At 70.2% G+C, this 26056-nt stretch carries 19 protein-coding genes; 12 read left to right on the forward strand and 7 right to left on the reverse strand.

What is annotated here, in order from left to right; genetic code table 11:
• Positions 1-94: 94 nt before the first annotated feature.
• The gene (locus PV396_RS41315) at positions 95-853 is read right to left on the reverse strand and encodes an AzlC family ABC transporter permease (protein ID WP_319213498.1); all 759 of its coding nucleotides are present in this window, start codon (positions 851-853) and stop codon (positions 95-97) included.
• Positions 854-1199: 346 nt separating this feature from the next.
• On the opposite strand from PV396_RS41315, the gene PV396_RS41320 reads away from it, so the two are divergent.
• Positions 1200-3368, forward strand: coding sequence for an RICIN domain-containing protein (locus PV396_RS41320; protein WP_416071572.1), 2169 nt, complete (start codon positions 1200-1202; stop codon positions 3366-3368).
• A 152-nt stretch (positions 3369-3520) separates the two neighbouring features.
• Positions 3521-4549, forward strand: coding sequence for a LacI family DNA-binding transcriptional regulator (locus PV396_RS41325; RefSeq protein ID WP_319213500.1), 1029 nt, complete (start codon positions 3521-3523; stop codon positions 4547-4549).
• Positions 4550-4570: 21 nt separating this feature from the next.
• Here the strand turns inward: PV396_RS41325 and PV396_RS41330 are convergent, their stop codons facing one another.
• Positions 4571-6853 (reverse strand): glycosyl hydrolase family 95 catalytic domain-containing protein, encoded by a 2283-nt coding sequence (locus tag PV396_RS41330; RefSeq protein WP_319213501.1) that lies wholly within the window; start codon positions 6851-6853, stop codon positions 4571-4573.
• 226 nt (positions 6854-7079) lie between these two features.
• Between PV396_RS41330 and PV396_RS41335 the strand changes: the two genes are divergently transcribed.
• From PV396_RS41335 to PV396_RS41355, 5 genes are all read left to right on the forward strand, one after another.
• A complete protein-coding gene (locus tag PV396_RS41335) occupies positions 7080-8135 on the forward strand; it encodes a LacI family DNA-binding transcriptional regulator (RefSeq protein ID WP_319213503.1) in 1056 nt (351 codons plus the stop codon).
• Positions 8136-8391: 256 nt separating this feature from the next.
• A complete protein-coding gene (locus PV396_RS41340; RefSeq protein ID WP_319213505.1) occupies positions 8392-9678 on the forward strand; it encodes an ABC transporter substrate-binding protein in 1287 nt (428 codons plus the stop codon).
• Positions 9679-9717: 39 nt separating this feature from the next.
• Positions 9718-10626: a sugar ABC transporter permease gene (locus tag PV396_RS41345; RefSeq protein WP_319213506.1), complete on the forward strand. Its 909-nt coding sequence runs from the start codon at positions 9718-9720 to the stop codon at positions 10624-10626.
• On the forward strand, positions 10623-11441 hold the full coding sequence (locus PV396_RS41350; RefSeq protein ID WP_319213507.1) for a carbohydrate ABC transporter permease: 819 nt from the start codon (positions 10623-10625) through the stop codon (positions 11439-11441). The genes PV396_RS41345 and PV396_RS41350 overlap by 4 nt, the downstream gene beginning before the upstream one ends.
• A gap of 227 nt (positions 11442-11668) precedes the next feature.
• Entirely contained in the window at positions 11669-13996 is a 2328-nt protein-coding gene (locus PV396_RS41355) for a beta-glucosidase family protein (RefSeq protein ID WP_319213508.1), read from the forward strand.
• Positions 13997-14017: 21 nt separating this feature from the next.
• Here PV396_RS41355 and denD read toward each other — a convergent pair whose 3' ends face one another.
• Positions 14018-15079: a D-erythronate dehydrogenase gene (denD, locus tag PV396_RS41360; protein WP_319213510.1), complete on the reverse strand. Its 1062-nt coding sequence runs from the start codon at positions 15077-15079 to the stop codon at positions 14018-14020.
• A 99-nt stretch (positions 15080-15178) separates the two neighbouring features.
• Here denD and PV396_RS41365 point away from each other — a divergent pair, with 99 nt between their 5' ends.
• The gene (locus tag PV396_RS41365) at positions 15179-15817 is read left to right on the forward strand and encodes a nucleotidyltransferase domain-containing protein (protein WP_319213511.1); all 639 of its coding nucleotides are present in this window, start codon (positions 15179-15181) and stop codon (positions 15815-15817) included.
• 60 nt (positions 15818-15877) lie between these two features.
• Here PV396_RS41365 and PV396_RS41370 read toward each other — a convergent pair whose 3' ends face one another.
• Both PV396_RS41370 and PV396_RS41375 read right to left on the reverse strand, forming a co-directional pair.
• Positions 15878-19162: a hypothetical protein gene (locus PV396_RS41370; RefSeq protein WP_319213512.1), complete on the reverse strand. Its 3285-nt coding sequence runs from the start codon at positions 19160-19162 to the stop codon at positions 15878-15880.
• A 55-nt stretch (positions 19163-19217) separates the two neighbouring features.
• Positions 19218-19661 carry a hypothetical protein gene (locus PV396_RS41375; RefSeq protein WP_319213513.1) on the reverse strand — a complete coding sequence of 148 codons (444 nt, stop codon included), beginning with the start codon at positions 19659-19661 and terminating at the stop codon, positions 19218-19220.
• Between the two features lie 70 nt (positions 19662-19731).
• On the opposite strand from PV396_RS41375, the gene PV396_RS41380 reads away from it, so the two are divergent.
• Positions 19732-20427 carry a 2-phosphosulfolactate phosphatase gene (locus PV396_RS41380; protein WP_319213565.1) on the forward strand — a complete coding sequence of 232 codons (696 nt, stop codon included), beginning with the start codon at positions 19732-19734 and terminating at the stop codon, positions 20425-20427.
• A 152-nt stretch (positions 20428-20579) separates the two neighbouring features.
• On the opposite strand, the gene PV396_RS41385 is transcribed toward PV396_RS41380, so the two are convergent.
• Complete coding sequence (locus PV396_RS41385) at positions 20580-21419, reverse strand: alpha/beta hydrolase (protein WP_416071574.1); 840 nt, start codon at positions 21417-21419, stop codon at positions 20580-20582.
• A 386-nt stretch (positions 21420-21805) separates the two neighbouring features.
• Here PV396_RS41385 and PV396_RS41390 point away from each other — a divergent pair, with 386 nt between their 5' ends.
• From PV396_RS41390 to PV396_RS41400, 3 genes are all read left to right on the forward strand, one after another.
• Positions 21806-23020, forward strand: a complete 1215-nt coding sequence (locus tag PV396_RS41390) for a hypothetical protein (RefSeq protein ID WP_319213515.1) — start codon at positions 21806-21808, stop codon at positions 23018-23020.
• A 221-nt stretch (positions 23021-23241) separates the two neighbouring features.
• Positions 23242-23964: an alpha/beta hydrolase gene (locus tag PV396_RS41395; RefSeq protein WP_319213517.1), complete on the forward strand. Its 723-nt coding sequence runs from the start codon at positions 23242-23244 to the stop codon at positions 23962-23964.
• Between the two features lie 285 nt (positions 23965-24249).
• Positions 24250-24876 carry a class I SAM-dependent methyltransferase gene (locus PV396_RS41400; protein WP_319213519.1) on the forward strand — a complete coding sequence of 209 codons (627 nt, stop codon included), beginning with the start codon at positions 24250-24252 and terminating at the stop codon, positions 24874-24876.
• A 41-nt stretch (positions 24877-24917) separates the two neighbouring features.
• Here PV396_RS41400 and PV396_RS41405 read toward each other — a convergent pair whose 3' ends face one another.
• Positions 24918-25973, reverse strand: coding sequence for an SGNH/GDSL hydrolase family protein (locus PV396_RS41405; RefSeq protein ID WP_416071575.1), 1056 nt, complete (start codon positions 25971-25973; stop codon positions 24918-24920).
• Positions 25974-26056 lie beyond the last annotated feature (83 nt).

Here is a 26056-nt window from a genome sequence, read left to right on the forward strand (position 1 = left end):
CGCACCACCGCAATCTCGTCCGGAGTCACACACCCTCAACGCCACACCCAGCCCGCAGGACACGCACCACTACAACCGACCTGACCAAGCACTACTAGGCATCGGCGGTCTCTCCTGTGGAACGACGGGCGGTCAGGGCGTGACGGACCAGGAGCAGGCCGACGAACAGCAGCAGCGCCGTGAACATCGCCAGACCCGGGGTCACGACGAGGGCCACGGCCGCACTGGCTCCCGCCAGCAGCACGGAAGGGATTTCCCGGCGGGAACGGAAGGCGTCCAGAGTGAGCACGGTGAACAGGGAACACAGCGCGAACTCCAGGCCCTTGACGGGCGCGGGCAGGGCGGCGCCGAGGGCGACACCGACCAGTCCGCCGCCGACCCAGTAGCTCTCGCAGGCGATCTGCATGGCGAGCAGGCGAGGTGCGGAGCGCTCCGACTCCGGCAGCGAGGCGTTGACGGCGTACGCCTCGTCGATCATCGCGTAGACCGCGTACGCCTTCGCGACCGGGTGCTTGACCAGGTGCAGCGGAAAGGAGAACGCGTAGAAGATGTGCCGGAAGTTGACCACGAACACGGTCACGGCCACCGCGGCGAGCGGGGTGACGGTGGCCATCATGCCGACCAGCAGCAGCTCCAGGGAACCGGCGAAGGCGGCCACGGACAGGGCCGGTGTCAGCCACCAGGGCAGTCCGGCCTGAAGGACGAGCAGGCCGAGCGCGATGCCGAGGGGAAAGATCCCGAGGCCGGCCGAGAAGGAGTCGCGGATCCCGGCGGCGATCTGCTGTCGGCGGGGCACCGGAGCCGAGGGCCGGGCCGGGGCGGCGGTTGTCCGGGGGGACACGTCTTGTCGCATGCGCCCATGGTCGCGTGAATCCCGTGACATGTGGTTGCGAATATTGCGTGGATGAGGGCCTCCTGCGCAATCTATTGCCCGTCAACCCGCCCGACGCGGCAATCATTCACACTCGCTGGTGGGAGCGGCCGACCCCGGGCGGACGGGATCCCGGGCGGGCCGCACTCATCCCGATCGCCGGGACGTCAATACCTGGCGGTGGCGAACATGCGAAACACTTTCGGAAACACACCGGTGACATAGCGGTATCGCATCCCAATACTGTCTCCAGCCGGACCAGCCCTCACTGGAGCCGCACCTCATTCCTGGGAAAAGGCCCGCGGCCGGCGCACAGAGAAAAAAGGTAATGATGCGAAAACTGGCACAGAGAGCTCTCGCCGCGGCGACAGCCACAGGTTTGGGCGTCGCATTCGCCGTCGCCTCCGCAGCGGGTGCTTCGGCATATCAGCCGAGTTCGTCGAACCTGTACGTCGCGGACAGCCCGTCCACCTGCAACAAGAAGCCCTGTGTTCTCTATCCCAAGTCGGCGCAGCTGCCGGGCGGTCGTATCGTGGCCGCCTTCGAGAACAGCCAGGGTGCTCCGGTGGGGCAGAAGATGCCTGTCTACAAGAGTGACGACGACGGTACGACATGGCAGAAACTGTCGGACGTCCAGGCGCCCGCGTATCTGTCCAGCGATTCCCAGTACGCCAAGTACACGAGCAACTGGACGAACCCTTATTTCTATGTTCTCCCGCAGGATGTCGGAAGCCTGAGTGCCGGAACTCTGCTGCTCGCGAGCGTCGTCTCCGGGGACGACTACTACTACGAACAGAAGAAAGCGGCCGACCCGAACTGGACACCGACCGGTGACGGGGACCGCAAGGACGTGGCGATCGCCCTGTATTCCAGTGTGGACGACGGCACGACCTGGAATTTCCAGAACATCATCGCCGCCGGGGGATGGGCCGGCTCGGTGCTCTCGACCGCCAACACCAGCGCGCAGAAGGACCCGGTCTGGGAGCCGTACCTGGAGGCGCGCGGCGGTCAGCTCGTCGCGTACTACTCCGACGAGAACGACTACACCGGCTACGACTCCGCCACCGGGGTGCCGACCCTCGACCCGGCCAACGACACGGCGACCGACTCGGGCGGCCAGATCCTCGCCCACCGGACCTGGAACGGCAGCAGCACCTCCGCATGGAGCGGGCCCGTCGTCGACGTTCCGGGCACGACCGTGAACAACAACGGCAAGACGGAGATCGGCGGTGGACGCCCCGGCATGACGACGATCGCCCCGACCACCGACGGAAAGTGGCTTCTCACCTACGAGTACTGGGGCGGCGGAGCGAACGTCCGGTACCGGACCGCGGACGACCCGCTGAAGTTCTTCTCCGGGACCGACGGCGCCATCACCTCACTGCCCGTACCCACGGGCGGGCACGCCCTGGCGACAGGCGGCAGCCCGGTGCTCATGCCCATGCCGGACGGCCGCATCGTCTACAACGCCGCAGGCAGCGGAAGTGTCTGGGTGAACGAGTCAGGCCTGAGCACCGGCGCCTGGAAGGAGTACCAGACACCGATCACCGCCGGGTACAGCCGTAACCTCCAGTACGTCGAGGGCACGGGACGCGTTCTCGTCCTCCAGGCCGGCTTCGGCGGCGGGGGCATCGGTCCCGTGCGCTACGCCGAGGTCGACCTGGGCCGCTCCCCGGGCGCCTACTACACCCTCGTCAACCGCTCGACCGGCCAGGCACTCAGCCCCGCCGGCGGGAAGACCCAGGACGCGAACCTCACCGGCGACGTCCCCGACCTCGTCCTCGCGAACCGAGACCCGGCCGACGACACACAGCGCTGGCACACGACGGCCAAGGGCAGCGACGTGACCCTGCTGAACAAGGCCGGAGGACGGGCCGCCGCGATCTGGACCGGCAGCGCGACAGCGGGACAGAAACTGGCCCAGTGGGTCGACGACGGAGCCAACGACAAGCAGTGGACCCTCGTGCCCTCCAGCGACGGCTACTACAAGCTCCGCTCGGCGCGAAACACCAGCCTGTTCATGACGGGCGCGAGCGCGGGCGGCGCCGTCACCGTGGCGGCCTCGGCCGATGACGGCTCGCAGGACTGGCAGCTCGTCCAGGACCCCCTGCCGACGGACGGGACCTTCACCCTGAAGGGCGCCAACTCCGGCCGCTGCCTTGACATACCCAACGGCCAGACGGGCGTGCAGGCACAGATCTGGGACTGCTCCGGGAACGCGAACCAGACCGTCACACAGACCGCGGCCGGGGAACTCCGGATCGCCGGCAAGTGCCTCGGTGCGAACGCCGACGGCACGACCGCGGGCACGAAGCTGATCCTCTGGACGTGCAACGGCAGGACCAGCCAGAAGTGGTGGCTGCGCCTGGACGGCTCGATCCTCAACCGCTCCAACGGCCTGGTCGTCGACGTCACCGGCGGGGCAACCGCCAACGGATCGAAAGTGCAGCTGTGGAACGCCCTCGGCAACACCTCGCAGAAGTGGAGCCGCAACTAGCCAGGACCGCCCTTGCCCGCCGGCGCCGCCTCCCGTTAGCTTGCGGCGGAGTTCCCTTATGAGGGAATAGGCGCAGATCAACGCCGTACCGGCGAGCCCGGCGGGCATCGGGTGACAGGTCAGAGCGAGGCACACGAGTGACAGGTCGGGGCATGAAGACGGACCGGGACGCACAGTACGGTCTGCTGAGCAGCATCGCCGGTGAGGCCGGTGTCTCGCTGAGCACCGTCTCCAAGGTGGTCCACCGGCGCCGTGACGTCGGGGCGGCCACCCGGGCCCGCGTGGAGGAACTGCTGACGCGGCACGGATACGTCCGGCCCGGAGAGCCGAATCCCGTGGCGCCGCGCCAGATCGTCGCGGTGTTCCGGGACCTGTCCGGTCCCTACACACTGGAGGTCGTCCGGGGGATCGTGGCCGCCGCCGACGAACTCGACATCGACGTGGTGACGGGAACGACCGGCCACCGGTCGATCGCCCGGTGGCTGGAGGAGTGCGAGGCGCTGGGCGCGGCCGGGCTGATCATCGTGATCTCCATGCTCGCGGAGGACGACCAGCGGCGGATCGTCGAGCGGCGGCTGCCCGTCGTACTGATCGATCCGCTCAGCGCGCCCGGCCAGGACATCCCGAGCATCGGGGTGACGAACTGGAGCGGCGCCAAGGACGCGGTGCACCATCTGCTCGGACTCGGGCACACCCGGATCGGGATGGTAGTGGGCCGTGCGCACTCGCCGGCCGGAGCCGCCCGGCTGCACGGCTACCGGGCCGCACTCGAAGAGGCGGAGATCGACTACGACCCGGCGCTCGTGCGTTCGACGGACTTCGACTTCGACGAGGGGCTGCGCGCCAGCCTGCGCATCCTGCGTGCCGACGATCCGCCCACCGCGGTCTTCGCGGCCAGCGACGCACAGGCGCTCGGCGTCCTGGAGGCGGCCCGGCAGCTCGGGCTCGCCGTTCCCGAGGACCTGGCGGTCATGTCCTTCGACGACACGCTCGTGGCGGCCATGGCCTGCCCGCCGCTGAGCGCGGTGCGCCAGCCCTTCGAGGAGCTGGGCCGCGAGGCCACCCGGGTACTGCTGGACATGGCCGAGGGACGGCCGCCCGCGTCCCCGCGGATCGAGCTGGCCACGGAACTCGTGCTTCGTACCTCCACATCCGTGCCCCGGGGCGTCAGGACACCGTGAGCGGCCTCCTGGCGCTCACTCTCACCCTCGCCGGGGCCGGGCGAGCGGGACGCTCACCGAGACGGGAGCGCCCGGCAACAGACGCACAGTGCGCTGCCGGTCCGCGCCCCGTCGGCACACGACGTCGACCTCACGCTCGCGCTCGGAGCTGAACACCGCCCTGACGACACCCTTTTCCAGGTCCCAGGTCAGCTCGTCCACGCGCACCCCGGCGCGGGTGGCGACACCTCGCAGGCTGCCGCGGCGCCACTCGGCGGGGAGCGCCGGCAGCAGCTCCACGATCCCCGGCCGGGAGTCCACCAGCATCTCCACCACGACGGCGGGCAGACAGTGCGCCGCGTCCGCGTTGTAGATCTCCCGACCCGGATTGTGCGACGTCATCAGCGACCTGAAGAGCATGTCCCGGCCGAGGATCTTGAGGACGTTCGCCTTCGCCGTGTCACCGTCCTTCAGCCGCGCGGCGACCAGGGCGCGGTGCAGGCTGCCATGTGCGGACAGGTTCTCGTCGCCCCGGCGCAGCAGCGCCTCCCGGGCGGCGGCAGCCAGCTCGGGGGTGTCGTCCGGGGTGATGTCGTGCAGGGGCCACACCGGGTAGAGGTGGCTGATGTGCCGATGGTCGTCGGCGGTCTCCAGACCCGGCCACGCCCACTCGGCCAGCGCCCCGCGGTCGTCGACGCGATATGGGGGCAGCCGCTCGGCCAGCGCGCGCCAGCGGACGGCCCCCTCCTGCTCGACACCGAGATACGCGCAGACGTCGGCTGCGGTGGTCAGTGCGTGCCGGGCCGCGGCCAGGTCCATGGTGGCGTTCACCCCGGCGACGCCCCGCGCACCGCGCGGACCGACCTCGGGGGAGTAGGAGGGGACCAGGACCACATGCCCGTCCTGGTCCTCGCGGGTGAGGAAGTCCTCGAAGAACACCGCCGCCTCGACGAGCCAGGGAGCGAGGGTACGGGCGAGGAAGTCGTCGTCGCCGGTCGCCTGCCAGTACTCGAGGAGCGGGAACAGCAGCCAGTCCGCGCCCCCGAGCCACATCGTCCAGGGCCATTCGTCGTCGAGGTGGAACAGCAGCCCGTGCTCCCCGTCGGTCCGGCTCGGCGCGAGCACGCCCCGCGTGCCGTAGATCGTGCGGGCGTTGACGCGCCAGTCGTCGAACTGCCCGCCGATCAGCGCGGCGTACGACGCGATCAGCTCGGGCATCCCGGTGAGGACCGCCCCGGCCATCTGGAGGTTGATGTTGGCGTCGGTCGTGTAGTCGCCGGACCAGGCCGCGCCCCACGCCCCCAGCCACAGTCCCGTCAGCCGGGGCGGCAGCACCCCGCTGGAGCTGAGCAGCAGATAACGGCCGCAGTGGAACAGCGCCTCGACCAGCGCGGCGTCGAGTTCCTCGGTGTCGGCCCTGGCGATCAGTTCGCGTACGGGCAGTCGCCGGGCGCTCTCCGGGGCACCGAGGTCGAGCGTCGCGCGCCGGTACAGCTCGCCGTGGACCGCCGCGTGCCGGGTGAGCAGGATGTCGTAGTCGGCCGGCACCTCGGCGAGTCCCGAACGCAGTCCGTCGGCGGCGGGAACGGGCGCACCCCGGCCCATACGGGTCAGCAGCGTCACCCTCGTGGCCCCCACGACCCGGACCGTGTCCCCCTCCACGACGATCCCACCGCCCGAGACGACAACCCTGGTCACGCCGACGAAGCCGGCCGCACCGGGACCGGGCGGATACGTCCCCACCGCGGCGAGGGACGCCTCACCGGCGCCGTCGGCCCGCGCGGACGTAGTGAAGTGGACGTCGCCCGGCCGGCCGGGAAGCTCACCGGAGAGCCGTACGGCCAGATCGAGCCGTGGCCCGGTGATCTCGACGACCGCGACGGCGTCGGTGCGTGAGACGAACGCCCGCCGCGACCGTTCCCGTCCCGCGTCGGACCATGTGACCCGAACCTCGCCGGTGGCGAAGTCCGTCACCCGCCGATAGCTCTCCACCGTGCCCTCCCCGGCCACGGAGTCCAGATGGAGCACATGACCGGGGTGGAAGGACTGCGTCCAGGCCAGTCCCCGGCCGTCGGAGAACTCCCGCTGTGCTTCCTCGGGTTCCCCGGTGAGGAGCAGGTCGCGCACATGCTCGAGACGGCTCGCGACAGCAGGCGGGCGCATCCCGAGGGAATCGTTGGGCAGGACGTAACGGTGGTGGTTGTGGACGATCCGTTCCTGGTGCGGGTGGCCGGACACCATGATCCCGTATTCACCGTTTCCGGAGAGAAAGGCGTCCTCCCAGCGGTCGGCGGGCTGTGTGTCGTGGATGCTGTGCACCGGCATTACCGGCCTTCCCGAAATGATGTGCCCGAGCGGCTCGAACAGGTTGCGGGGAGCCTACAAGAGGTGTCCTCGCTCTTCGCGAAAGACTTTCGTAAGCCGTAACTCCCTTGTATTTCCCCGGGGTTCGAGGCCTTTTCCGCGACCCGCTCACGGCCGGGTCGTGATTCGGGTGTGTACTTTCCCTCCGCGCACGGTCATCGGACACCGACGGGGAGGTCCAGGCGAAGTGACGGGTCCAGCCAGGCCGCGCCGGAACGGTCGGAGCGATCAGTACGGGCTGCTCGCCTCGATAGCGGAAGAGGCCGGTGTCTCGGCGGCCACCGTCTCGAAGGTCGTCCATCGCAGACGCGACGTGTCCGCGGCGACAAGGGGGCGCATCGAGGCGCTGCTGCGCGAACACGGCTTCGTCCGGGCCTGGGAGGACGACACGCGCCGGGCGCGGCAGATCCTGGTCGTCCTGCGCGACCTGGCCGGCCCGTACACCCTGGAAGTCGTCCGGGGCATCGTGGAATCGGCGGCCGATGCGGGCATCCACACGACCGTGGGTACGACCGGCAGGCGCTCGATCTCGACGTGGCTGGAGGAGTCCGTCGCGCTGGGCACCTTGGGGGTCGTCATCGTCATCTCGGCCCTCGCCGACCTGGACCAGCGCCGGATCCTGGACCAGCGGCTTCCGGTGGTGCTCGTCGATCCCCTGAACGCGCCGAGCGCCGGCATCCCGAGCGTCGGGGTGACGAACTGGCACGGCGCGACGACCGCCGTCCAGCACCTGATCGCCCTCGGACACCGCCGGATCGGCATGCTGGCCGGCCGGTCGAGTTCACAGGCCGGGGCCGCGCGTCTGCACGGCTACCGGGCGGCGCTCACGGAGGCCGGAATCCCGTACGACCCGGCCCTCGTCAGGTCGACGGACTTCGACCACGGCGAGGCCCTGCGAGCGGCCCGCGCTGTCCTGGACCGTGCACAGAGGCCGACGGCTCTCTTCGCCGCCAGTGACGTCCAGGCCCTCGGCGCCATGGAGGCCGCCCGCCAGCTCGGCCTCGCCGTGCCGCGCCGACTGTCGGTCGTGTCGTTCGACGACACCCTGGTGGCCGCCATGGCCGCACCGCCGCTGAGTGCCGTACGGCAGCCGTTCCATGAACTCGGTCAGGAGGCCACCCGCGTCCTGCTTCACCTTGCCGACGGCAGGCCGCCCGCCATCTCGCGGCGGGAACTCGCCACCGAATTGATCGTGCGCATGTCCACCGCACCGCCCTGGAGCGAGCCGGACACAAGCGCCTGACCTCGATTTCCGCAAGCCCCCACATCGCGAAAGTCTTTCGGAACTGAATCCCTTCCGATGTTGCAGCGGGCGAATTGCGCCGCTTAGCGTGACCGACGCCGGCTCAACCGCAGGAGCAACGGGACGCAACCCTTGCGCGAAAGCACCTGACGGGCATGGCCATCGACCCACATCCCTCCGTACGAACAGGCCGGGACGGCCTGCCGGGTGAGTACACCCGTACCGAGGGAATTGCCGACTCGAAAGGTGTTCAACGATGAACAGAGTGTCCCGACGGTGGTTCCTCACCGCGACGGCGGCGACCACGCTGGGCGTCACCGTGGTGGGCTGCGGTTCGTCCGGTGGCTCCACGCCCTCCTCGCCGACCGGCAACGCGGACTTCTGGACACTCCAGGACCCGACCAACCCGGTGCAGAAGGCCGCCGTGGACGCCTTCAACTCCACCGGCAAGGGCAAGGTCGGCATGACCGTCATCGCCACGGACGGGTACAAGGACAAGCTGCGCACCGCGATGGGCTCCTCGAAGATGCCCGGACTGTTCTTCAACTGGGGCGGCGGCAGCCTCGACGACTACGTGAAGGCGGGCAAGCTCGTCGAGCTCGACGGAATGCTGGCGGGCCGGTTCCTGCCCTCCGCGCTGGCCGCGGGCAAGGTGGACGACAAGCTGGTCGGCATCCCGTGCCGAGGGACACAGCCCGTGTTCCTCTTCTTCAACAAGAAGGTCTTCGCCGATGCCGGCATCGAGCCGCCCGCCACCTACGCCGAACTGCTGAATCTGGTGAAGCTCTTCAAGGGCAAGGGGATCACACCGTTCGCGCTCGCGGGCAACGCCAGCTCCTCGTGGACGGAGCTGATGTGGGTCGAGTACCTCGTCGACCGCCTCGCGGGCCCGGTCCTCTTCGACAGGATCCAGAACGGCGACTGGTCGCAGTGGGGCGACCCGGCCGTCCTGAAGGCCGCGGAAATGATCAAGGAGCTGGTGGACAGCGGCGCCTTCGGCAAGAACTTCGGCTCGGTCAACTACGGCGCGGGCGGCACCTCCACCCTGCTCAACAAGGGCAAGGCGGCGATGGTCCTGATGGGCTCGTGGGAGTACGCCGTCCAGCAGGGCGAGGCCCCCGACTTCGTCAAGAACGACCTCGGGTACGTGCCCTTCCCGAGCGTCGAGGGCGGCAAGGGCGACCCGAAGAACGTCGTCGGCAACCCCACCAACTACATCTCGGTGACCGCCGCCGCCCCCGAGGACACCGCGGCGGAGTTCCTCAAGACCACCTACAGCGACAGCTATGTGCAGGGGCTCATCGAGAAGGGCGAGGTGCCGGTCACGACCAACGCCGAACAACTGCTCGCCAAGGCGCCCGACCCGGCGTACGCGAAGTTCCAGTACGACCTGGTGGCGAAGGCCCCGTCCTTCACCCAGTCCTGGGACCAGGCGCTCGGCCTCACCCTGGGCACCCCGCTGCTGACCGAGATCCAGAAGCTGTTCAACGGACAGAGCTCGCCGGAGCAGTTCGTCGGCGCGGTCCAGGCGATCAAGAAGTAGGAAGGCGTCCACGTGGTCTCCCCAACGACTTCGCGGCCGGTGAGCAAGCACCGGGCACGCGACGGGGCCGCTCCGCCCACCCTGGAGCGGCCCGGCGTGGCCTGGGCCGTCCCCGGGCTGCTGTTCTTCCTCGTCTTCGCGATCGTGCCGATGGCGGGAGTGCTCTACCTCTCCTTCACCCACTGGGACGGACTGAACAGCCCGCAGTTCTCGGGTCTGGACAACTGGTCGCGGTTCTTCGGCGACAGCCAGGTTCGCCAGTCGACCCTCGTCACGGGCGTCCTGCTGGTCGGGAACATCGCCGTACAGGCGCCGATCAGCATCCTGCTGGGGGTGTGGGCGGCCGGTCACCAGCGCAACCGCGCCGTCCTGTCGGCGGTCTTCTTCCTGCCCCTGCTGCTGTCGACCGCGGCCACGGCCATCATGTGGCGGCAACTGCTCGACCCGAACTTCGGTCTGCCGTCGAAGGTCGAGTGGCTGTTCGGCGGCAGCAATCCGTTCGGCTCCAAGTCGGGCGCGATCGCCTGTCTGGTCCTGGTCACCAGCTGGCAGTTCGTCCCCTTCCACAGCCTGCTCTACCAAGGCGCCGCCCGGGCCGTCCCGCACACGCTGTACCAGGCGGCCGCGATCGACGGCGCGGGACGGGTACGGCAGTTCGTGCACATCACCCTGCCGCAGCTGCGCAACACGGTCATCACCTCCACCACGTTCATGGTCATCGGCGGCCTCACCGCCTTCGACATCGTGCTGCTCCTGACCAACGGCGGCCCGGGCACCGACACCTCGATCCTGCCGTTCTCGATGTACCAGACCGCCTTCCGCACCTACGACTACGGATACGCGAGCGCCATCGCGAGCTTCCTGCTGCTGCTCGCCACCGCGGCCTCGGTCCTCCTCACGAAGCTCAGCGGCTACGACAGGATGACAAGCACCATGGAGGGTCTGTGAGGACGCGCCCGAACTACCTCGCCGGCGCCGCCGCCCTCGTCTGGCTGGTGATCATCGGCGTCTCGCTCTACGCGCTGGTGAACACGGCGGTGCAACCGCAGACGAAGTACACCGACAAAGGGCCCGTCTCGATCCCCTCCACGGTGACCTGGGACAACTTCACCACCGTGGTGGACAGCGGGTTCCCGCACTACATCTGGAACACCGTGGTCGTCGCGGTGGCCACCGTCGCCATCGTGCTCGCGCTCGCCGTACCGATCAGCTATGCGGTGGTCCGGGGCCGGGGATGGCTCTCCAAGGGAGTGTTCCGCCTGTTCCTGCTGGGACTTGCCATCCCCTCCCAGGCGGTCATCATCCCGCTCTTCCTCATCGTCAACGACCTCGGCTTCTACGACACCCTGTGGGGGATCATCCTGCCGACGGCGGCCTTCGCCCTGCCGGTGAGCGTGCTGGTCCTCAGCGGCGGGATGCGGGACATCTCCAACGAGCTGTACGAGGCCATGGCCCTGGACGGCGCCGGACCGGCCCGGACACTGCTGACCCTGGTCGTCCCGATGTCGCGCTCCGCCATCGCGACGGCGTCCGTCTTCGCGGCCCTGCAGGCGTGGAACGGCTTCCTGTTCCCGCTGATCATGACCCAGTCCGAGGACACCAAACTGGTGACGCTGGGCCTGTACAACTTCGTCTCCGAGTACAGCGCCAACGTGCCGGCCCTGATGGCCGCGGTGCTGCTGTCCGCCGTACCCATCCTGGTCGTCTACCTCTTCGCCCGACGGGCCCTCGTCGCGGGCCTGATGGGCGCCGGCGGCAAGTGACCGCGCCGCTGTCCCGCCCGGCCCGACACGGCGGGACGGCCCTTCGACCCGGGCCCGGGCGTGCCACGCGAGCCGACGAGAACCTCCGCTCGGCGCTGTCCCGCGCGTCCGCCTCCCCAGGACCGCAGGAGCGTCGCCCGGGCCCGAATCCGCCCCCGACCGACCCCCCCCTTCCAACTTTTTCCGAGCACGCCGTTCGCGGCACCCGTCACAGAAACGGACACACCTTGACGATCAGCGACGAGCGCCCGACGACGACCGGGCCCTGGAACGATCCCGCCCTGCCGACGGCCGACCGCGCCCGGGCCCTGCTCGACGCCATGACCGAGGGCGAGAAGATCGCACAGCTCGGCAGCACCTGGCCGGGCCACGAGGGGGGCGGCGACGTCGCCCCCATGCAGGACACCTTCCAGGGCGCCGAGAGCTTCGACGAGGCGATCCTGGACGGCCTCGGGCATCTCACGCGGGTGTTCGGCACGGCACCGCTGGACCCCGAAGCGGGCCGCGAGCGGCTGGCCGCCCTGCAGGAGCGGGTGGTCGCGGCGAATCGATTCGGCATCCCGGCCATCGCCCACGAGGAGTGCCTGACCGGATTCACCACCTGGCAGGCCACCGTCTACCCCACCCCGCTCGCTTGGGCGGCCACCTTCGACCCCGGCCTCGTGCGCCGCATGGCGGCGGCCATCGGCTCCGACATGGCCGCCGTGGGCGTCCACCAGGGCCTGTCACCCGTGGTGGACGTCGTACGCGACTACCGCTGGGGCAGAGTGGAGGAGACGCTCGGTGAGGACCCGTACGTCGTCTCGGAGCTCGGACTGGCCTATGTCCAGGGCCTCCAGGCGGGCGGTGTCGTCGCCACCCTGAAGCACTTCGCCGGCTACTCCGCCTCCCGCGCCGCCCGCAACCACGCCCCGGCCGCCCTGGGGCCGCGTGAACTCGCCGACGTCGTCCTCGTCCCCTTCGAGAAGGCCGTCGTCAAGGGCCGCGTCGGCTCCGTCATGAACGCGTACAACGACATCGACGGCGTGCCCTGCGGCGCGGACGAGGTCCTGCTCACCCAACTCCTGCGCGACACCTGGGGGTTCGAGGGCACGGTGGTCTCCGACTACTGGGCGATCGCCTTCCTCGCCTCCCTGCACCATGTGGCGGCCGACATCCCGGAAGCGGCCCGCGCAGCCCTGCACGCCGGCATCGACGTGGAACTGCCGCACACCACGGCCTACGGAGAGGCCCTGCGCGCCCAGCTGCGGGACGGCAGCCTCCCCGCCGGTCTGCTCGACCGCGCGGTGCTGCGCGTCCTGACGCAGAAGGCCGAACTCGGCCTGCTGGACCGGGACTGGACTCCCCGTCGGTACACGGCCCCCGCGCACTTCGACGCCCCCGGCAACCGGTCCATCGCCCGCGCGCTGGCCGAGGAGTCCGTCGTCCTGCTCGACAACGCCTCGGGTCTGCTGCCGCTCACCGGCGTGCGCTCCGTCGCCGTGATCGGTCCCGCGGCCGACGACGCCCACTGTCTGTTCGGCTGCTACTCGTTCCCCAACCACGTCCTGCCGAGCCACCCCGACCTCCCCATGGGTATCGAGGCAGCCACCGTGCTGGACGCCGTCCGCGAGGAGTTCCCCGGGGCCACGGTGCGGCACGAGCGCGGCTGCCAGGTCAGCGGCGACGACCACAGCGGCGTCGCAGCGGCGGTGGCCGCGGCCACGAAGGCCGACCTGACGGTTCTCGTCGTCGGCGACCGCTCCGGCCTGTTCGGCCACGGAACCTCAGGGGAGGGCTGCGACGTCGGCGACCTGACGCTCCCCGGAGTGCAGGACGAACTCGTCTCGGCCGTCCTCGACGCAGCGCAACGGACCGTCCTCGTCGTCGTGTCGGGCCGCCCGTACGCGATCGGCCGGCACGCCAGGGCCGCTGACGCGACCATCCAGGCGTTCTTCCCCGGCGAGGAGGGCGCGGCGGCGATCGCGGGCGTCCTCTCCGGGCGGATCAACCCCTCCGGCCGCCTGCCGGTCCAGATCCCGGGTGACACGGCCGGCCAGCCGGGCACCTACCTGGCGCCTCCGCTCGCCCTGAAGAGCGACGGTGTGAGCAACATCGACCCCACCCCCGCCTTCCCGTTCGGGCACGGTCTGTCGTACACGAGCTTCGAGACAGCGGACGCGTACGTCGAGGACGCGGTCGTCGGGGTCGACGCGCTGATCACCGTACGGGCCAGGGTCTCCAACACGGGCGACAGAGCGGGCACAGCGGTGCCCCAGCTCTACCTCACCGACCCGGTGGCCTCGGTCACCCGCCCCGTCCGGCAGCTGATCGGCTTCACCCGCGTCGACCTCGCTCCCGGCGAGAGCCGCGTCGTGGAGTTCGAGGTCCACACGGACATGACCAGCTTCACCGGAAGGGACCTGCGGCGCCGCGTCGAGCCCGGCGACATCACGCTGACCGTCGCACAGTCGGCAGGCGACCCGGGCACCTCCGCGCGGGTGCGGCTGGAGGGAAACCCGCGGACGGTCGATCACACCAGGACCATGACCACCGCCGTGACGGTACGCCGGTGACGCACGGGCCACCGGCACTCGTCACGGATGGCGCCCGTCCCGGGCACCGCCGGTGACCCGCCTGCGGAGACCCTCCCTGGCCGACTCCGCGACGGCTTCGGGGTGGTCCTCGACATAGGCCCGTACGACAGTCTCGAAACTGGCGTCGGGGCGGAGCCCGAGTGCTGTGGCACGCGTGTTGTCGAAGACGGCGGGCCACGAGCCGACGATGGCCTCGACGGCCGGATCGGGCGCGACCGTGACCAGGTCGGCGACGGCGTCGCCGGCCACCCGGCGCAGGGTGTCCAGCATCTCTGCGACCGTGACCGTGAGGGCGGGCAGATTGACCGGCAGCCCGCCCTCGAGCGCGCCTGGTCCGCGCTCGGCCTCGGTGACGCGGAGGATCCCGTCGACGGTGCGACGCGGCGAGGCAAGGGCGACCCGCAGATCGGGGCTCACCGGGCAGACGGCCGGGAGACCCGCGAGCGGTTCGCGGATGATGCCGGAGAGGAAGCCCGAGGCGGCCGCGTTCGGCCTGCCCGCGCGCACCGAAACGGTCATCAGACGCGCCACCCGCCCGTCGACGAAGCCCCGACGGGTGTATTCGGCGACCAACTGCTCGCAGATGCGCTTCTGCGCTCCGTAACTGGACCGGGGCATCGGCAGCGTCGACTCACTGACCACGGGCGGCAGCGGCAGCGCGGAGTCGAAGCCGTAGACGGCGACGCTGCTGGAGAACACCGTCCGGGGCGGCGGCCCACTCGCGGCCGACTGCGCGCGGGCCGCGTCCAGCAAGGCGCGGGTGGTGTCCAGATTGGCTCTCATACCGAGGTCGAAGTCGGCCTCGCACTCGGCCGAGACCGCCGAGGCCAGATGGATCAGGACGTCCACCGGCCGTGCGAACACCTCGTCGAGGCGCTCGCGCAGATCGCCGTGTACGACCTCCACCAGCGGGTCGGCCGCCAACGGCGACCCGGCGGGGACGACCCGGTCGGCGAGCACCAGCCGGTCGACGGGCACACCGCACAACACCCGCCGCTCGAGCAGCGCCCCGGCGACCCGCTGACCCAGGAAGCCGAAGCCACCGGTGATGACGACCCTCATCCGCGTTCCCCTCGACAGACCTCGAACCGGCGAACCTCTCGTACCCACCTTCCCCGTTCGACCCTGCTTCGGCCCCCTCCGGCCCAGTAGGTTGGGCCGATGACCGAACCCCTGCCGCCCGGCGGCGTCGTGCTCGACGCCGAGGAACTCGAAGCCCGGTGGGCGGACGCATGGCGGCCGGAACAACTGGCGGAGCGGTTGGACGGAGTCGGTGTCCCCTGGTGCGTCGCGGCCGGGTGGGCGCTGGACCTGTTCCGCGGCAGGCAGTCGCGACCGCACGGCGATGTGGAGATCGCGGTGCCCGCGGCGGGATTCCCGTCGATCCGGGACCGCTTCCCCGACTGCGCGTTCGACGCCGTGGGCTCGGGACGCGTCTGGGCCGAGGCGGGAGCGGAGACGTTGGCGGCCACCCACCAGACCTGGTCACGGGACCCGGCACGTGGCCAGTTCCTGTTCGACATCTTCCGCGAGCCGCACGACGGCGAAACCTGGATCTGCCGACGCGACGAGGGACTTCGGCTGCCGTACGACGCGATCATCGAGCGGACGGCGGACGGGATCCCCTATCTGATACCGGAGTTGGTGCTGCTGTTCAAAGCGAAGGAGCCACGGCCCAAGGACCAGGCGGACTTCGACAGCGTGCTGCCCCTGCTCGACAGGACGCGCAGGGAAACCCTCACCGGATGGCTGGAGCGTACGCACCCCGGCCATCCGTGGCTGGCGCGGCTGACGGGGTAGCGGCGCCGGCCGCGCGGTCCGAGGCCGGCGTCTGTTTCCCCTGGTCGGCGTTCAGTGCGGTCAATCGAAGGTGGCGGCGAGGGCTCGTACGTCGGAGCCGGTCGCCCACTCCCTGAGGTGGTGGAGAAGGGCACGGTAGTGCGCCTCCTGGAGGCGACGCGACGCCAGCGCGAAGGACGACACCCCGAGGTCCGCGTGCCGGAGCCGGCCGAGGCCCTTGACGGCATGCAGCGCCGCCATGGCCTCGTACCGCTCGACAAGCGGGGGACCGGCGTCGAGCGGAAACCCGAAGTCACGGAGCGCTTCGACGTATTCAGCCGCCAGGGCATGACGGCGCTCCCAGCCCTCGGGCGTCATCTCGAGCAGCGGAAGGTCGTCGATGACGGTGACCGCTTCCTGGAGCAGCGGCAGCGCCACCGTGGCCTCGATGTCGATCATCACCAGGTCACCGCGAGGAGTCCACAGCCAGTTGCCGGGATGCGGGTCCTTCTTGGCCACAGCGGGAGAACCGTCGGCCACGAAAGGCGCGCACACGGTGTGGAGCAGCTCCCGCTGACGCTCGTCGAGTATGAACTTGCGGCCAGCCTTGGCCAGTTGGGCCGCGAACGCCGTCCGCTCGGGTTCGCCGCACGTGACGGAGAGGGCTTCGCCGCCCGCGCCGGGGGAGACCCGCCAGGCCTGGAAGGCGGCGAGGTAGCGCAGGGCTTCGCGAAACCGTAGGACGGGATCGCCGGCGTCACGGGCGCGGAGCCGGTCGAGCGCGGAGGCGCCGAGGACCCGGCCCTGGGAGCGCCGCATGACGTAGACCGCGTCGCCGTCCTCGACGTCGATGACGGCCATCGGTTCGGGCAGGGTCCAGTTGTCCGGGGCGGGGCTCTGGCGCAGCCACTCGCCGAACCGGACGGTGGCGTCGCGTTCCTCGCGGGCCTCCTCGCCACCCAGCCGTTTGAGGACGATCGACTGTTCGATCAGTCGGTGCGGGTCGTTGATGACACGCACACCTCGAAGGCCGGGACGCGCCTGCCCGCCGAGGACGGAGTCGTCGAACTCCTTGTTGTCGACGGCCAGTTGTGCCGCGCGCCGCAACAACTCGCCACGTTGTCCGGTGGCCACCGCGGCAGCCAGGTCCTCGGGTTGCGAAATCAGCAGGGTGGCCGTGGCCAGGTGCTGATGGGACGTCGCCAGACCGGCCAGCTGCATCACCGCCCATGGCCACGTGGGGTCGCACACCGTTGCCTGGAGGGCCCGCAGCGCCGCGTCGGTGAGCAGCCCGGGCTCGTCGGTGAGCGCGGCGAGACGCATGACGGTGGCCGCGGTGACGCTGCGGTTCTCCCGCTGGGCGAACTCGGGGACGCCGGAGAACGCCTCGTCCTTGAACGCGAGGACCTGTTCGAGATCCTCGACGTCGCGGTTGCGTGTCCCGCGCCGGTAGTAGGCGTCCCCCAGCAGACCGGTGAGCTCGACCGCGTCCTGCCCGAGGTCACGTGCGGCCTGGAGATGGACGAGCGCCAGCTCGAGCAGGGACGGGTCCGCGGTGAGCGGGTACGCGCGCAACGCGCTCTCGCCGAGTTTGCTGTGCGCGATCGTCGGGTCGAAGTCTCCCCTGGCCAGGGCGGGGTTCTCCTGTGCCCGTCGCAGGGCCGAGCCCAGCCAGGCCATTCCGTCGGTGAGCAGTCCCAGGGCTTCCTCGGCGTCGGCCGCGTCGCCCGCCAGGAGCATCTTGGCCAACTTGAGTGCGCACGCGCCCGCGTTGGCCTGCGCGTCGACACTGGGCGTGGTGTCCACGGCGTCGAAGCTCAGCCGGTAGAGCTGGATGGTACGGGCCAGCTCTTCCGTACTCCCGGCGCGGCGGGCCAGGAACCAGGCCATGAGGGCGGCATGCCCGGCGGTCCTGTGCCGGGACGCGGGCGTTTGGGTGGGGTGCTCCAGATCGATTTCGAGCCGGTCCAGCGCCTGGGACAGCAGGGCATGCCACTCGTCGCCGCGCTCGTCGCCCTCGGTCAAGTGCCCTGCGAGGACCTTGGTGGCCTGTACGAGGGCGGCTGCGGGGATGGGCGCGTCGACCGGCGTGTCCGCGATGTCGGCGACCAGCCCAGCCAGACGCGGCAGGTCGTCCGCCTTCAGCGCCGCGTCCACCGCCTGCTCGAGTTCCGTGACGCGCAGTTTCGTCTCGACCATGGAAGGGGCGCCGGGCTCGAGCAGGGCGCGTGCCTGGGCGTGGTCGGCGGCGGCGCCCGCGCGGTCGTTGCGCCGGGCCCGGACACGGGCCCTGTCGAGGAGCGCGTGGATGACGGTGTTCGCCATGGAGTGGGCTTCGGCGTCGGGGCGCAGCCAGTCGTCCAGAGCCAGGTCGAGCAGTTCGGTCGTACGTCGGCCGTTGCGGTCCACGTCGACCCGGTAGCGGTGGTACCGCAGTTGTGCGCGTTTGGCCGCCAGGTAGCCGTCCTGGGTGCTGGCGGGTTCGACCAGGTCCAGGGCGGCGGTGTACTCGTCCTCGGCCTGACGCAACAGGACCAGACCGGCGCTGTTCTCGCCCGCCCTGAACAGGAAGTACCCGTGGTGGGCCAGAGCGTCGGCGGCAGCGGCGCGCAGCCTCTTCGTCCTGTGGGTTTCCGCAGGGACGGTGGCGGAGGCGCGAGCCTGTTCCAGGTGGGCGACGTCCTTGGTGACGTCGTACAGGCGCAGTCCGATCTCCGCCTGGTAGGCGTAGTGCTCTTCGGTGGTGTCGCCGAGCTCCTGGGCTTCCAGCGAGAGGCGGGCGGCGCCGCGCAGAAGCTGTTCGACGTCGGCGGCGACGGTGACGCGCCGGGACAGGATCACCTGGGCCGCGGAGAGCTGGCCGTAGTACTTGCGGCGGGTGGTGTCGTTGAGCCGGTTCTCGGTGTCGCGCACCCAGGTCAGCTGGCGTACCGACTCGTTGAGCAGAAACCGTCCCGAGTCCGACTCGCCGTCGACGCGCAGGAGTTCACGGCCCAGATGGAAGCAGCGTCCGCCGATCCGCAGACCTATCTCGATCCTGGTCCGCATCAGTCCCAGCTTCTCGGCCTTCAACGCCTCGGGCAGGCCGGGCGTGTGGCGGGCGAACAGCTCACGGAAGAGCGAGTACAGGACGATCCAGACAGCGTCCGGCTCGTTGGTCCTGTTCTGGTTCCCCTTGATGGCGCAGTAGGCGGTCACCAACTGGCCTGCGGACGGGCGCCCTTCGAGGTCGGTCACCTTCGAGGGAGCGATCAGACGATCGAGACGGGACGAAAGGTCTCCGGGCAGAAGCACGCCGTGGTCCGTCAGATTCTGGATGACGGTCGCCGGCGTCGCGCCGTGCGGCCTCTGTGAGTGCTGTGTCACTTGCCTACGATGGCACGACACGTGCGGCCACGCCGGGCTTCCGCGGAGTACGCGTTCAGTGCGGTGCCACCTCGTGCCGGGCCAGCTCGGCGAAGCGCCCCACCGCCGAACGGCACGCCTCGGCCTGTGAGTTGAGCTCCGCCCGGTCGGCGGCGTTCTTCAGCGCGGAGGCCAGATCGCGCGCCTCCTCCGCGCGCGCCACTATGGCACGGTCCCCTGCGACCAGTGCCACCTGGAAGTACGCCGACCAGGCCGCGTTGCGCGTCTCGTACACGGCGTGACCCGTGAGGTGGGGACGCCCCTCGTTCTCGATGAACCACCGGTCCATCAGGGCCTTGCGGAACTCCATGATCGCGATGGCGTAGTTCCGGTACGCGTCGATGCGCACCTCGTGCAACCGGTCCAGGGCCGCGTTGCGTCGTTGCAGCAACTGAGTGATCAGCGAGCCGACGATCCCGCCGGCGAGCGCGCCACAGACACCGATCAATGTCGTGATCATGGCGCGAACACTACCGTCCGTTCGCAACTCCATCGGGTCTTCACCTCGAGCATGCGCGATCATGAGCGGAATGAACTCCCGTTTCCTCGGTATCCCCGATCTGGTCGAAGTCCCGTCCGTCGCGGTCGTGATCGACGTCATGCGCGCCTTCACCGTGGCCGCGTGGGCCTTCGCCCAGGGCGCGGAGCAGATCGTTCTCGCCGAGTCGCTGGACGAGGCCCTGGCGCTCAAGTCCCGCCATCCGGACTGGGCGGCGCTCAAGGACGGTCCGCCCGCGCCGGGCTTCGACATGGTCAACTCGCCCGGCCTGCTGCGGTCCGTGGACCTTGCCGGACGAACCGTCGTGCAGAAGACCACGGCAGGGACGGTCGGCGCCCTCGCGGTCAAGGACGCCTCGCTGGTGCTGTGCGCCGGCTTCGTGGTCGCGGAGGCCACGGCAGAGGTCCTGCGGACGCGCGCGGGGGACAGTGTCACGTTCGTGGTCACCGGCGAAGACGGCCGGGCCGACGAAGACCTGGCGTGTGCCCAGTACATCGCTCGGAGGTGGGCGGGGGAGTCGGGGACCGACGCCGCGGAATTCCTCCGTCGCGCCGCCGATTCGCGCGCCGCAACCGAACTGGCCGAAGGGGTACGACAAGGAGTGCACCCGGACGACGTCGCCCTCTGCCTCGAACTCGACCGGTTCGCCTTCGCCATGGTGGCGACCCCGGAAGATTCACTGATGGTCCTGCGCCCACTCGCGACGTCTTCTCCGACTGATCGCTGAGCGCTCGGCCGTTCCTCGCCCGCGTTGAGGATCGCCGCGCGGGCCCCGGGCGGTGTCCCAGCCCCGATCCGGGACTAGGCTCGGCGCGATCGTGGCGCGCTCACACAGGTGCCGCCCGGGTCCGCCGGTGCCGTACGGAGCCCGTCGCGCCGTCAGGCGTCGAGCGCGGCGCGGAGGGTGGTGGCCATCAGGTCGATGGCCTCCTTACCGGCAGGCACCGGGCCGGTGTGGGTGAAGTAGTGGTCCACACCTTCGAAGTCGCGGTGGGTGACCGGTACGCTCGCGGATTCCAGTGCCTTGGCGTACGCGGCGCCTTCGTCGCGCAGGCGGTCGTGCTCCGCGGTGATGACCAGGGCCGGCGGCAGTCCTGCGAGGTCGTCGGCGAGGCCGGGCGAGACGAGAGGGTCGGCGAGGTCCCCGGGATCCGGGACGTAGGCCGCGGTGAAGATCCGCATGAGCGGGGGCGTGAGCAGCGGCTTGGCTATCGGGGACTGTTTGGTGGCCGGGTCGGCGACCTGGTCGAACGGGCCCGAGTCGAGGATCTGGAGCCGAGGTGTGAACGTGCCGCGCTCACGGGCCGTCCGGCACACCGCGGCCGTCAGGCTGGCTCCCGCACTGTGTCCGCCGACGGCGAGTCGGGAGCCGTCCCACCCGTGGACGGTGCCGTTCTCGGCCGTCCACGCGGTGACCTCGTAGGCCTGGGTGACCGGGACGGGGTGGGGGCGCTGCGGGGCGACGGCGTAGTCCACGTTGATGACCACGCAGCCGGCCGTGGCGGCTATGTAGCGGCAGAGGTGATCGTCCTGCTCGGGGCGGGCGATCACGAACCCGCCGCCGTGGAAGTTGACGTACACGGGGGGAGCGGCAGCCGTGCCGGTGACCGGCGGGCGATAGACGGTGCAGGTCACCGGCCCGACGCTGGTCTCCACCCGGAGGGTTTCGGTGCGCTTCGGAATGTCGGTGAAGCGCAGGTCCTTGTGTACACGGCTCATCACGCGGCCGAGCAGCAGCTGCACGCCTCTGGCCTTGATCCCGGGATTGAACAGCACGGCTCAGCCACCTATCACTGCAACGTTAAATAAACAGGAATCCTGATGATGAGGGCGGATCGCGCAGCACGCAAGAGGAAACGGTGGACGGCTTCGGGCGCGGGCCGCGAGGGCAGGTCGCGGCGCATGTCGTCGCAGATACGGCCCGGTGCGGGGCGGCCGGCCCGGGCCCGGCTGCAGAGCCTGGTCTGTGGCCGACCGACCCCTGTCTGGCCGATGGGAACTGGTGTACAAGTGAGGGCTGTGCAGCATCCGGTCGACCCGTGCCTGGGGAGGGCGCAGCGGTCCGCCGAGGTGCTCATCACGACCGATCGTTCTCAGGGGGGATCATGCGCATACGTTTACGTGCCTGGATTCTGGCGGGCGCGGGCCTGCTCGCCGCGGGCGCCGGTCCGGCGTACGGGGCCGACACATCGTCGGCCGAGCCGGCGGCGGGGTCCGTGCAGTACGCCGTGCAGGATCTCGGCACCCTGGGCGGTACCCGCAGCAAGGCGACCGCCATCGACGGGAACACCGTGGTCGGGAGCTCACTGACGAGCGGCGACGCCGCCGAACACGCCTTCGCATACGACCTGCGCAGGCACACCATGACCGACCTGGGCACGCTCGGGGGCTCCAGCCGGGCGATCGACGTGGAAGGCAACCACATCGTCGGGGAGTCGACCCTCTCCACCGACGGCTCGACCCATGGATTCACCTACAACCTCAGGACCGGCCGACTCGTCGACATCGGCACGCTCGGCGGCAGCAGCACCGACATCACCGGCCTCAGCGGTGACACCGTGGTGGGGACGTCGTCGCTGCCCGGCGACCTCGTCACCCACGCGTTCGCCTACAGCCTGCGCACCCGCACCATGACCGATCTCGGCAGCCTCGCCGGCCCCTCGGGCAACAGCACGGCGGCGGCAGTCAGCGGTGCGAACGTCGTCGGCACCTCGGCCCTGCCGAACACGCCTGCCAACAGGACGCACGGGTTCGCGTACAACCTGCGTACCGGGACGATGACCGATCTCGGCACCCTCGGCGGAAGCTCCAGCACGGCCAACGACATCAGCGGCCCCATCGTGGTCGGCCAGTCCCGGACGGCGGCGGGCGGCCTCACCGGATACGCCTACGACCTCCGCACCGGCAGCCGTACGGACCTGGGGTCCCGCTTCCTGACCGCGCAACTGATCAGCGGGAGCAACGTGGTCGGCGGCGACGGCCTGCTCTCCAGCAAGTTCGACCTCAGGACCCGCACGAGCGCCACGATCGGCTCCGGGCGTGGTGTCACCGAGGTCGAACAGATAGCCGGGAACGCCATGGTCGGCAACAACTTCGCCCCCAACTCCTTCGCCTTCGTCGCCCGCGCCGACAACGGCGACTTCACCTACCTCCCCTCCCTCGGCGGCCTCAACTCCTCCGCGTCGCAGGTCAACTGCCACGGCGTGGTCGCGGGAAGCGCGGCACTTCCGCCCACCGTCCCGGCCACCGTCAACGGACCTTTCCACGCCGTCGTCTGGGTGCCGCACACGGCCGCGCAGCGGAGCGGAGCCGCCGCTTGATCCTTTGCTGTCCGTGGTGAGGCGGCACGGCCCCGGAGACTTGGCAGAAAACCCGTTGGCGGACCACGGCCGCCACTGCTAGGTTCCCGGAGGCCGTGCGAGAGAACGAGGAGGTGGTACCCGTGAACGCAGTAACGACATGGGTGCTCCCCTCCGGGGTCACGGTCGGGCGATAGGTCGTCCGGGAGCGCCGTTCACGCGCACTCCCGAAAGGCACGACCATGCACTTCACTTCCGAACAGCGCCTCGACGACGGCGTACTCGAACGCGAATTCACCCTCGGGGACATCCCCGGGACGTTGTGGACACCTGGATCCGAACCGGCCCCGCTCGTCCTGATGGCCCACAACAACGGCCTGCCCAAGGCGGACCCCCGGCTCGTGGCCCGGGCCCGGTACACGGCGGCGCGCGGCTACGCGGTGGCCAGTATCGACGCGGCCGGGTGCGGCGACCGGCCCCGTTCCGCCGCCGACGAGCAGGCCCGTGCCGAGCTCCGGCGGGCCATGCAGGCCGGCGAGCAGGTCGACGAGATCTTCGAGTCCTTCATCGGCCCCCTGCTCGAAAAGGCCGTCCCGGACTGGCAGACCGCTCTGGACGCACTCCTCGAACTGCCCGAGACACGCGGCCCGGTCGGGTACTCCGGAGGATGGACCGCCCTCGGCATCCGGTTCGCGGTGGTCGAGCCGCGCATCGCCGCCGCCGGTTTCTTCGCCGGGGGTTACGTGCCCCGCGCCCAGCGCGAGGAGGCCCGGCAGGTCACCATTCCGCTGCTGCTCCTGCTGCAGTGGGACGACGAGGGGAACCCCCGGCAGCGGGCCCTGGACCTGTTCGACGCCTTCGGCAGCAAGGAGAAGACACTGCACGCCAACCTGGGCGGGCATACCGGCACCCCGTGGTTCGAGCTGGAGGACGGATGCCGGTTCTTGGACCGCCACCTGAAGTGAGGCCGGACCGTCGGGCCGACAGCACCGGATAGCGCCGTCGGTCCGTGGGCCCGTGGGCCGCCCCTCGTGAACAGGGCCCGGCCCGCCTCGAGACGGCACCCGGCAGACGCACAACCCCCGGGACCCGGCGGTACCGGCCATCGGCCGTGCCGCCGGGTCCTCGCTCACGCGGCGGCGCACCGATGAGAGCCCTCGCCGCCACGGGGCCGATGTCTACGATCAGTGAAAGCGCGATGACGCCGCTCTCGTCACCGCCGACGAAACTGACCGGAGGACACACAGAACATGACCAGGCCACGCGACCGTTGGACGGAACTGACAGGCGGGGACGCCGGGGAGGGATACGCCGAGCGTTTCGCGCGGCTCGCCGCAGCGGGCCAGGACATCCACGGCGAGGCCAACTTCTGCGCCGCCCTGCTGACTGCCCCCGCCCGGGTACTAGACGCCGGCTGCGGCACCGGCCGGATCGCGATCCGGCTTGCCGAACTGGGCCACCACTGCACCGGCGTGGACATCGACCCCTCCATGCTCGCCGTCGCCCGCCGCGACGCCCCTGCGCAGGAATGGCTCCACGGCGATCTGACCCACCTGGACGCCCTCGGCCTGGAACCCGGCTTCGACCTGGCGCTCGCCGCCGGAAACGTCATCCCCCTGCTCGCCCCCGGCACCGAGGCGACCGTCGTCCGGCAACTGGCTGCCACGCTGCGCCCCGGCGGACTGCTGGTCACAGGCATGGGGCTGGACGCGGCACACCTGCCGCTGCCTGAACCGCCGGTCACCCTGCCGGACTTCGACCACTGGTGCACCCAGGCAGGACTGACCCTGCGACACCGCTACGCGACCTGGTCCGGCGATCCCTACCAGCAGGGCGGCGGCTACGCGGTCAGCGTGCACGCTCGTCCGACCACCTGAGCCCGCTGGGGCCCCTGGGCGCTCCTTCGGGGCCGCTGGCGTCACCAGCGTGTCGGCAGACCGGCGAGGTACGAGGTGAGCCGGTCGGCGATGAGTCGGTCGTCGTGGGCCGAGTAGTGCCAGTCGCAGCCGAGGTAGTCCAGCCCCGAGTCGTCGAGGAACCAGTAGCGGACCCTGCTGTCGCCGGCGTCGTTGCGCGCCTTGACCACCTGCTGGACATGGCCCGCGTACTGTCCGGCGCCCACCGCCACGATGGTCGTACGCGCCCCGTAGCGTGTGCGCAGCTTCTGGACGAAGTCGCCGTAGGCGCTGCGGTAGGCAGCCGCGAGGGTCTCCGGCGTCCACGGCTCACCGGGGTTGACGGCAGTCGAGAAGTCGTTGGTGCCGAGGTTGACCACCACGACCTGGGGGCGCCAGGTGCCCGGGTTCTGCCAGACGTCGCCCGGCGTGTTCAGCAGGGCACGGTCGTAGAAGGTCCGGTAAGTGACGTCCGGGGAGCCGCCGTTGTAGTTGCGCACCATGCCGAGGCCCGAATAGCCGTTGATCTGGTAGTCGGCGTTCAGTCGCCGGGCGGTGAGGGCGCCGTAGCTCACATCGGAGTTGGTGTTCCGCCTGAGCTGGTCCCCCGTGCAGGTGCGTGAGGTCGACAGATTGCCGTAGCCCACCGTGAGGGAGTCACCGACGAACTCGATCTGGCGCTTGCGCGCGGCAGGCTTGCTCAGTACGGCACCGCCGGGCGCGGCGACGAACCCTCCGAAGGCGCTGGTGTCCCACGGGGTGTCGTTGCGCTTGACGAGCCGGACAGTGTGCGTGCGCTTCGACAGACCGTTGATCCAGCGCGTCGTGTTACCGGGCGTGACGAGCGTGGCGACGGTGGTTCCGTCGATCTGGACGTCGTAGTCGGCGGCCGAGTCGTTGAGGACGATGCCCACACCGGTGCCGCTGACACGACCCTCGAAGTACACCCCGGGCCAGCTGTACTGCACGGTCTTCCCGGCGTCCTTGACCCGCCCAGCGGTGTGCACCTGTGCCGGCACGCCTCTCGCCGGGACCGGTCGCCCCTGCTCCGGTAACTTGCCGCTGCCCCGGTCGACCAGCGTGGATGACGCGCCGGTATCCACCGTGGCCGCCCGCGCAGTACCGGTGGCTCCCAACCCGCTCAGGAGCGGCGCCAGCAGGG

Origin of the sequence: Streptomyces sp. ME02-8801-2C, from assembly GCF_033793965.1 — a bacterium.
Classification (GTDB): Bacteria; Actinomycetota; Actinomycetes; order Streptomycetales; family Streptomycetaceae; genus Streptomyces.

What these genes read in the sequence shown, in the direction of transcription:
- PV396_RS41385 (WP_416071574.1), bottom strand. Translation starts at nt 21,419, where the DNA reads ATGAGCCGTGTACACAAGGACCTGCGCTTCACCGACATTCCGAAGCGC.
- PV396_RS41340 (WP_319213505.1), top strand. Translation starts at nt 8,392, where the DNA reads ATGAACAGAGTGTCCCGACGGTGGTTCCTCACCGCGACGGCGGCGACC.
- PV396_RS41375 (WP_319213513.1), bottom strand. Translation starts at nt 19,661, where the DNA reads ATGATCACGACATTGATCGGTGTCTGTGGCGCGCTCGCCGGCGGGATC.
- PV396_RS41380 (WP_319213565.1), top strand. Translation starts at nt 19,732, where the DNA reads ATGAACTCCCGTTTCCTCGGTATCCCCGATCTGGTCGAAGTCCCGTCC.
- PV396_RS41320 (WP_416071572.1), top strand. Translation starts at nt 1,200, where the DNA reads ATGATGCGAAAACTGGCACAGAGAGCTCTCGCCGCGGCGACAGCCACA.
- PV396_RS41330 (WP_319213501.1), bottom strand. Translation starts at nt 6,853, where the DNA reads ATGCCGGTGCACAGCATCCACGACACACAGCCCGCCGACCGCTGGGAG.
- PV396_RS41365 (WP_319213511.1), top strand. Translation starts at nt 15,179, where the DNA reads ATGACCGAACCCCTGCCGCCCGGCGGCGTCGTGCTCGACGCCGAGGAA.
- PV396_RS41325 (WP_319213500.1), top strand. Translation starts at nt 3,521, where the DNA reads ATGAAGACGGACCGGGACGCACAGTACGGTCTGCTGAGCAGCATCGCC.
- PV396_RS41395 (WP_319213517.1), top strand. Translation starts at nt 23,242, where the DNA reads ATGCACTTCACTTCCGAACAGCGCCTCGACGACGGCGTACTCGAACGC.
- denD (WP_319213510.1), bottom strand. Translation starts at nt 15,079, where the DNA reads ATGAGGGTCGTCATCACCGGTGGCTTCGGCTTCCTGGGTCAGCGGGTC.
- PV396_RS41400 (WP_319213519.1), top strand. Translation starts at nt 24,250, where the DNA reads ATGACCAGGCCACGCGACCGTTGGACGGAACTGACAGGCGGGGACGCC.
- PV396_RS41390 (WP_319213515.1), top strand. Translation starts at nt 21,806, where the DNA reads ATGCGCATACGTTTACGTGCCTGGATTCTGGCGGGCGCGGGCCTGCTC.
- PV396_RS41315 (WP_319213498.1), bottom strand. Translation starts at nt 853, where the DNA reads ATGCGACAAGACGTGTCCCCCCGGACAACCGCCGCCCCGGCCCGGCCC.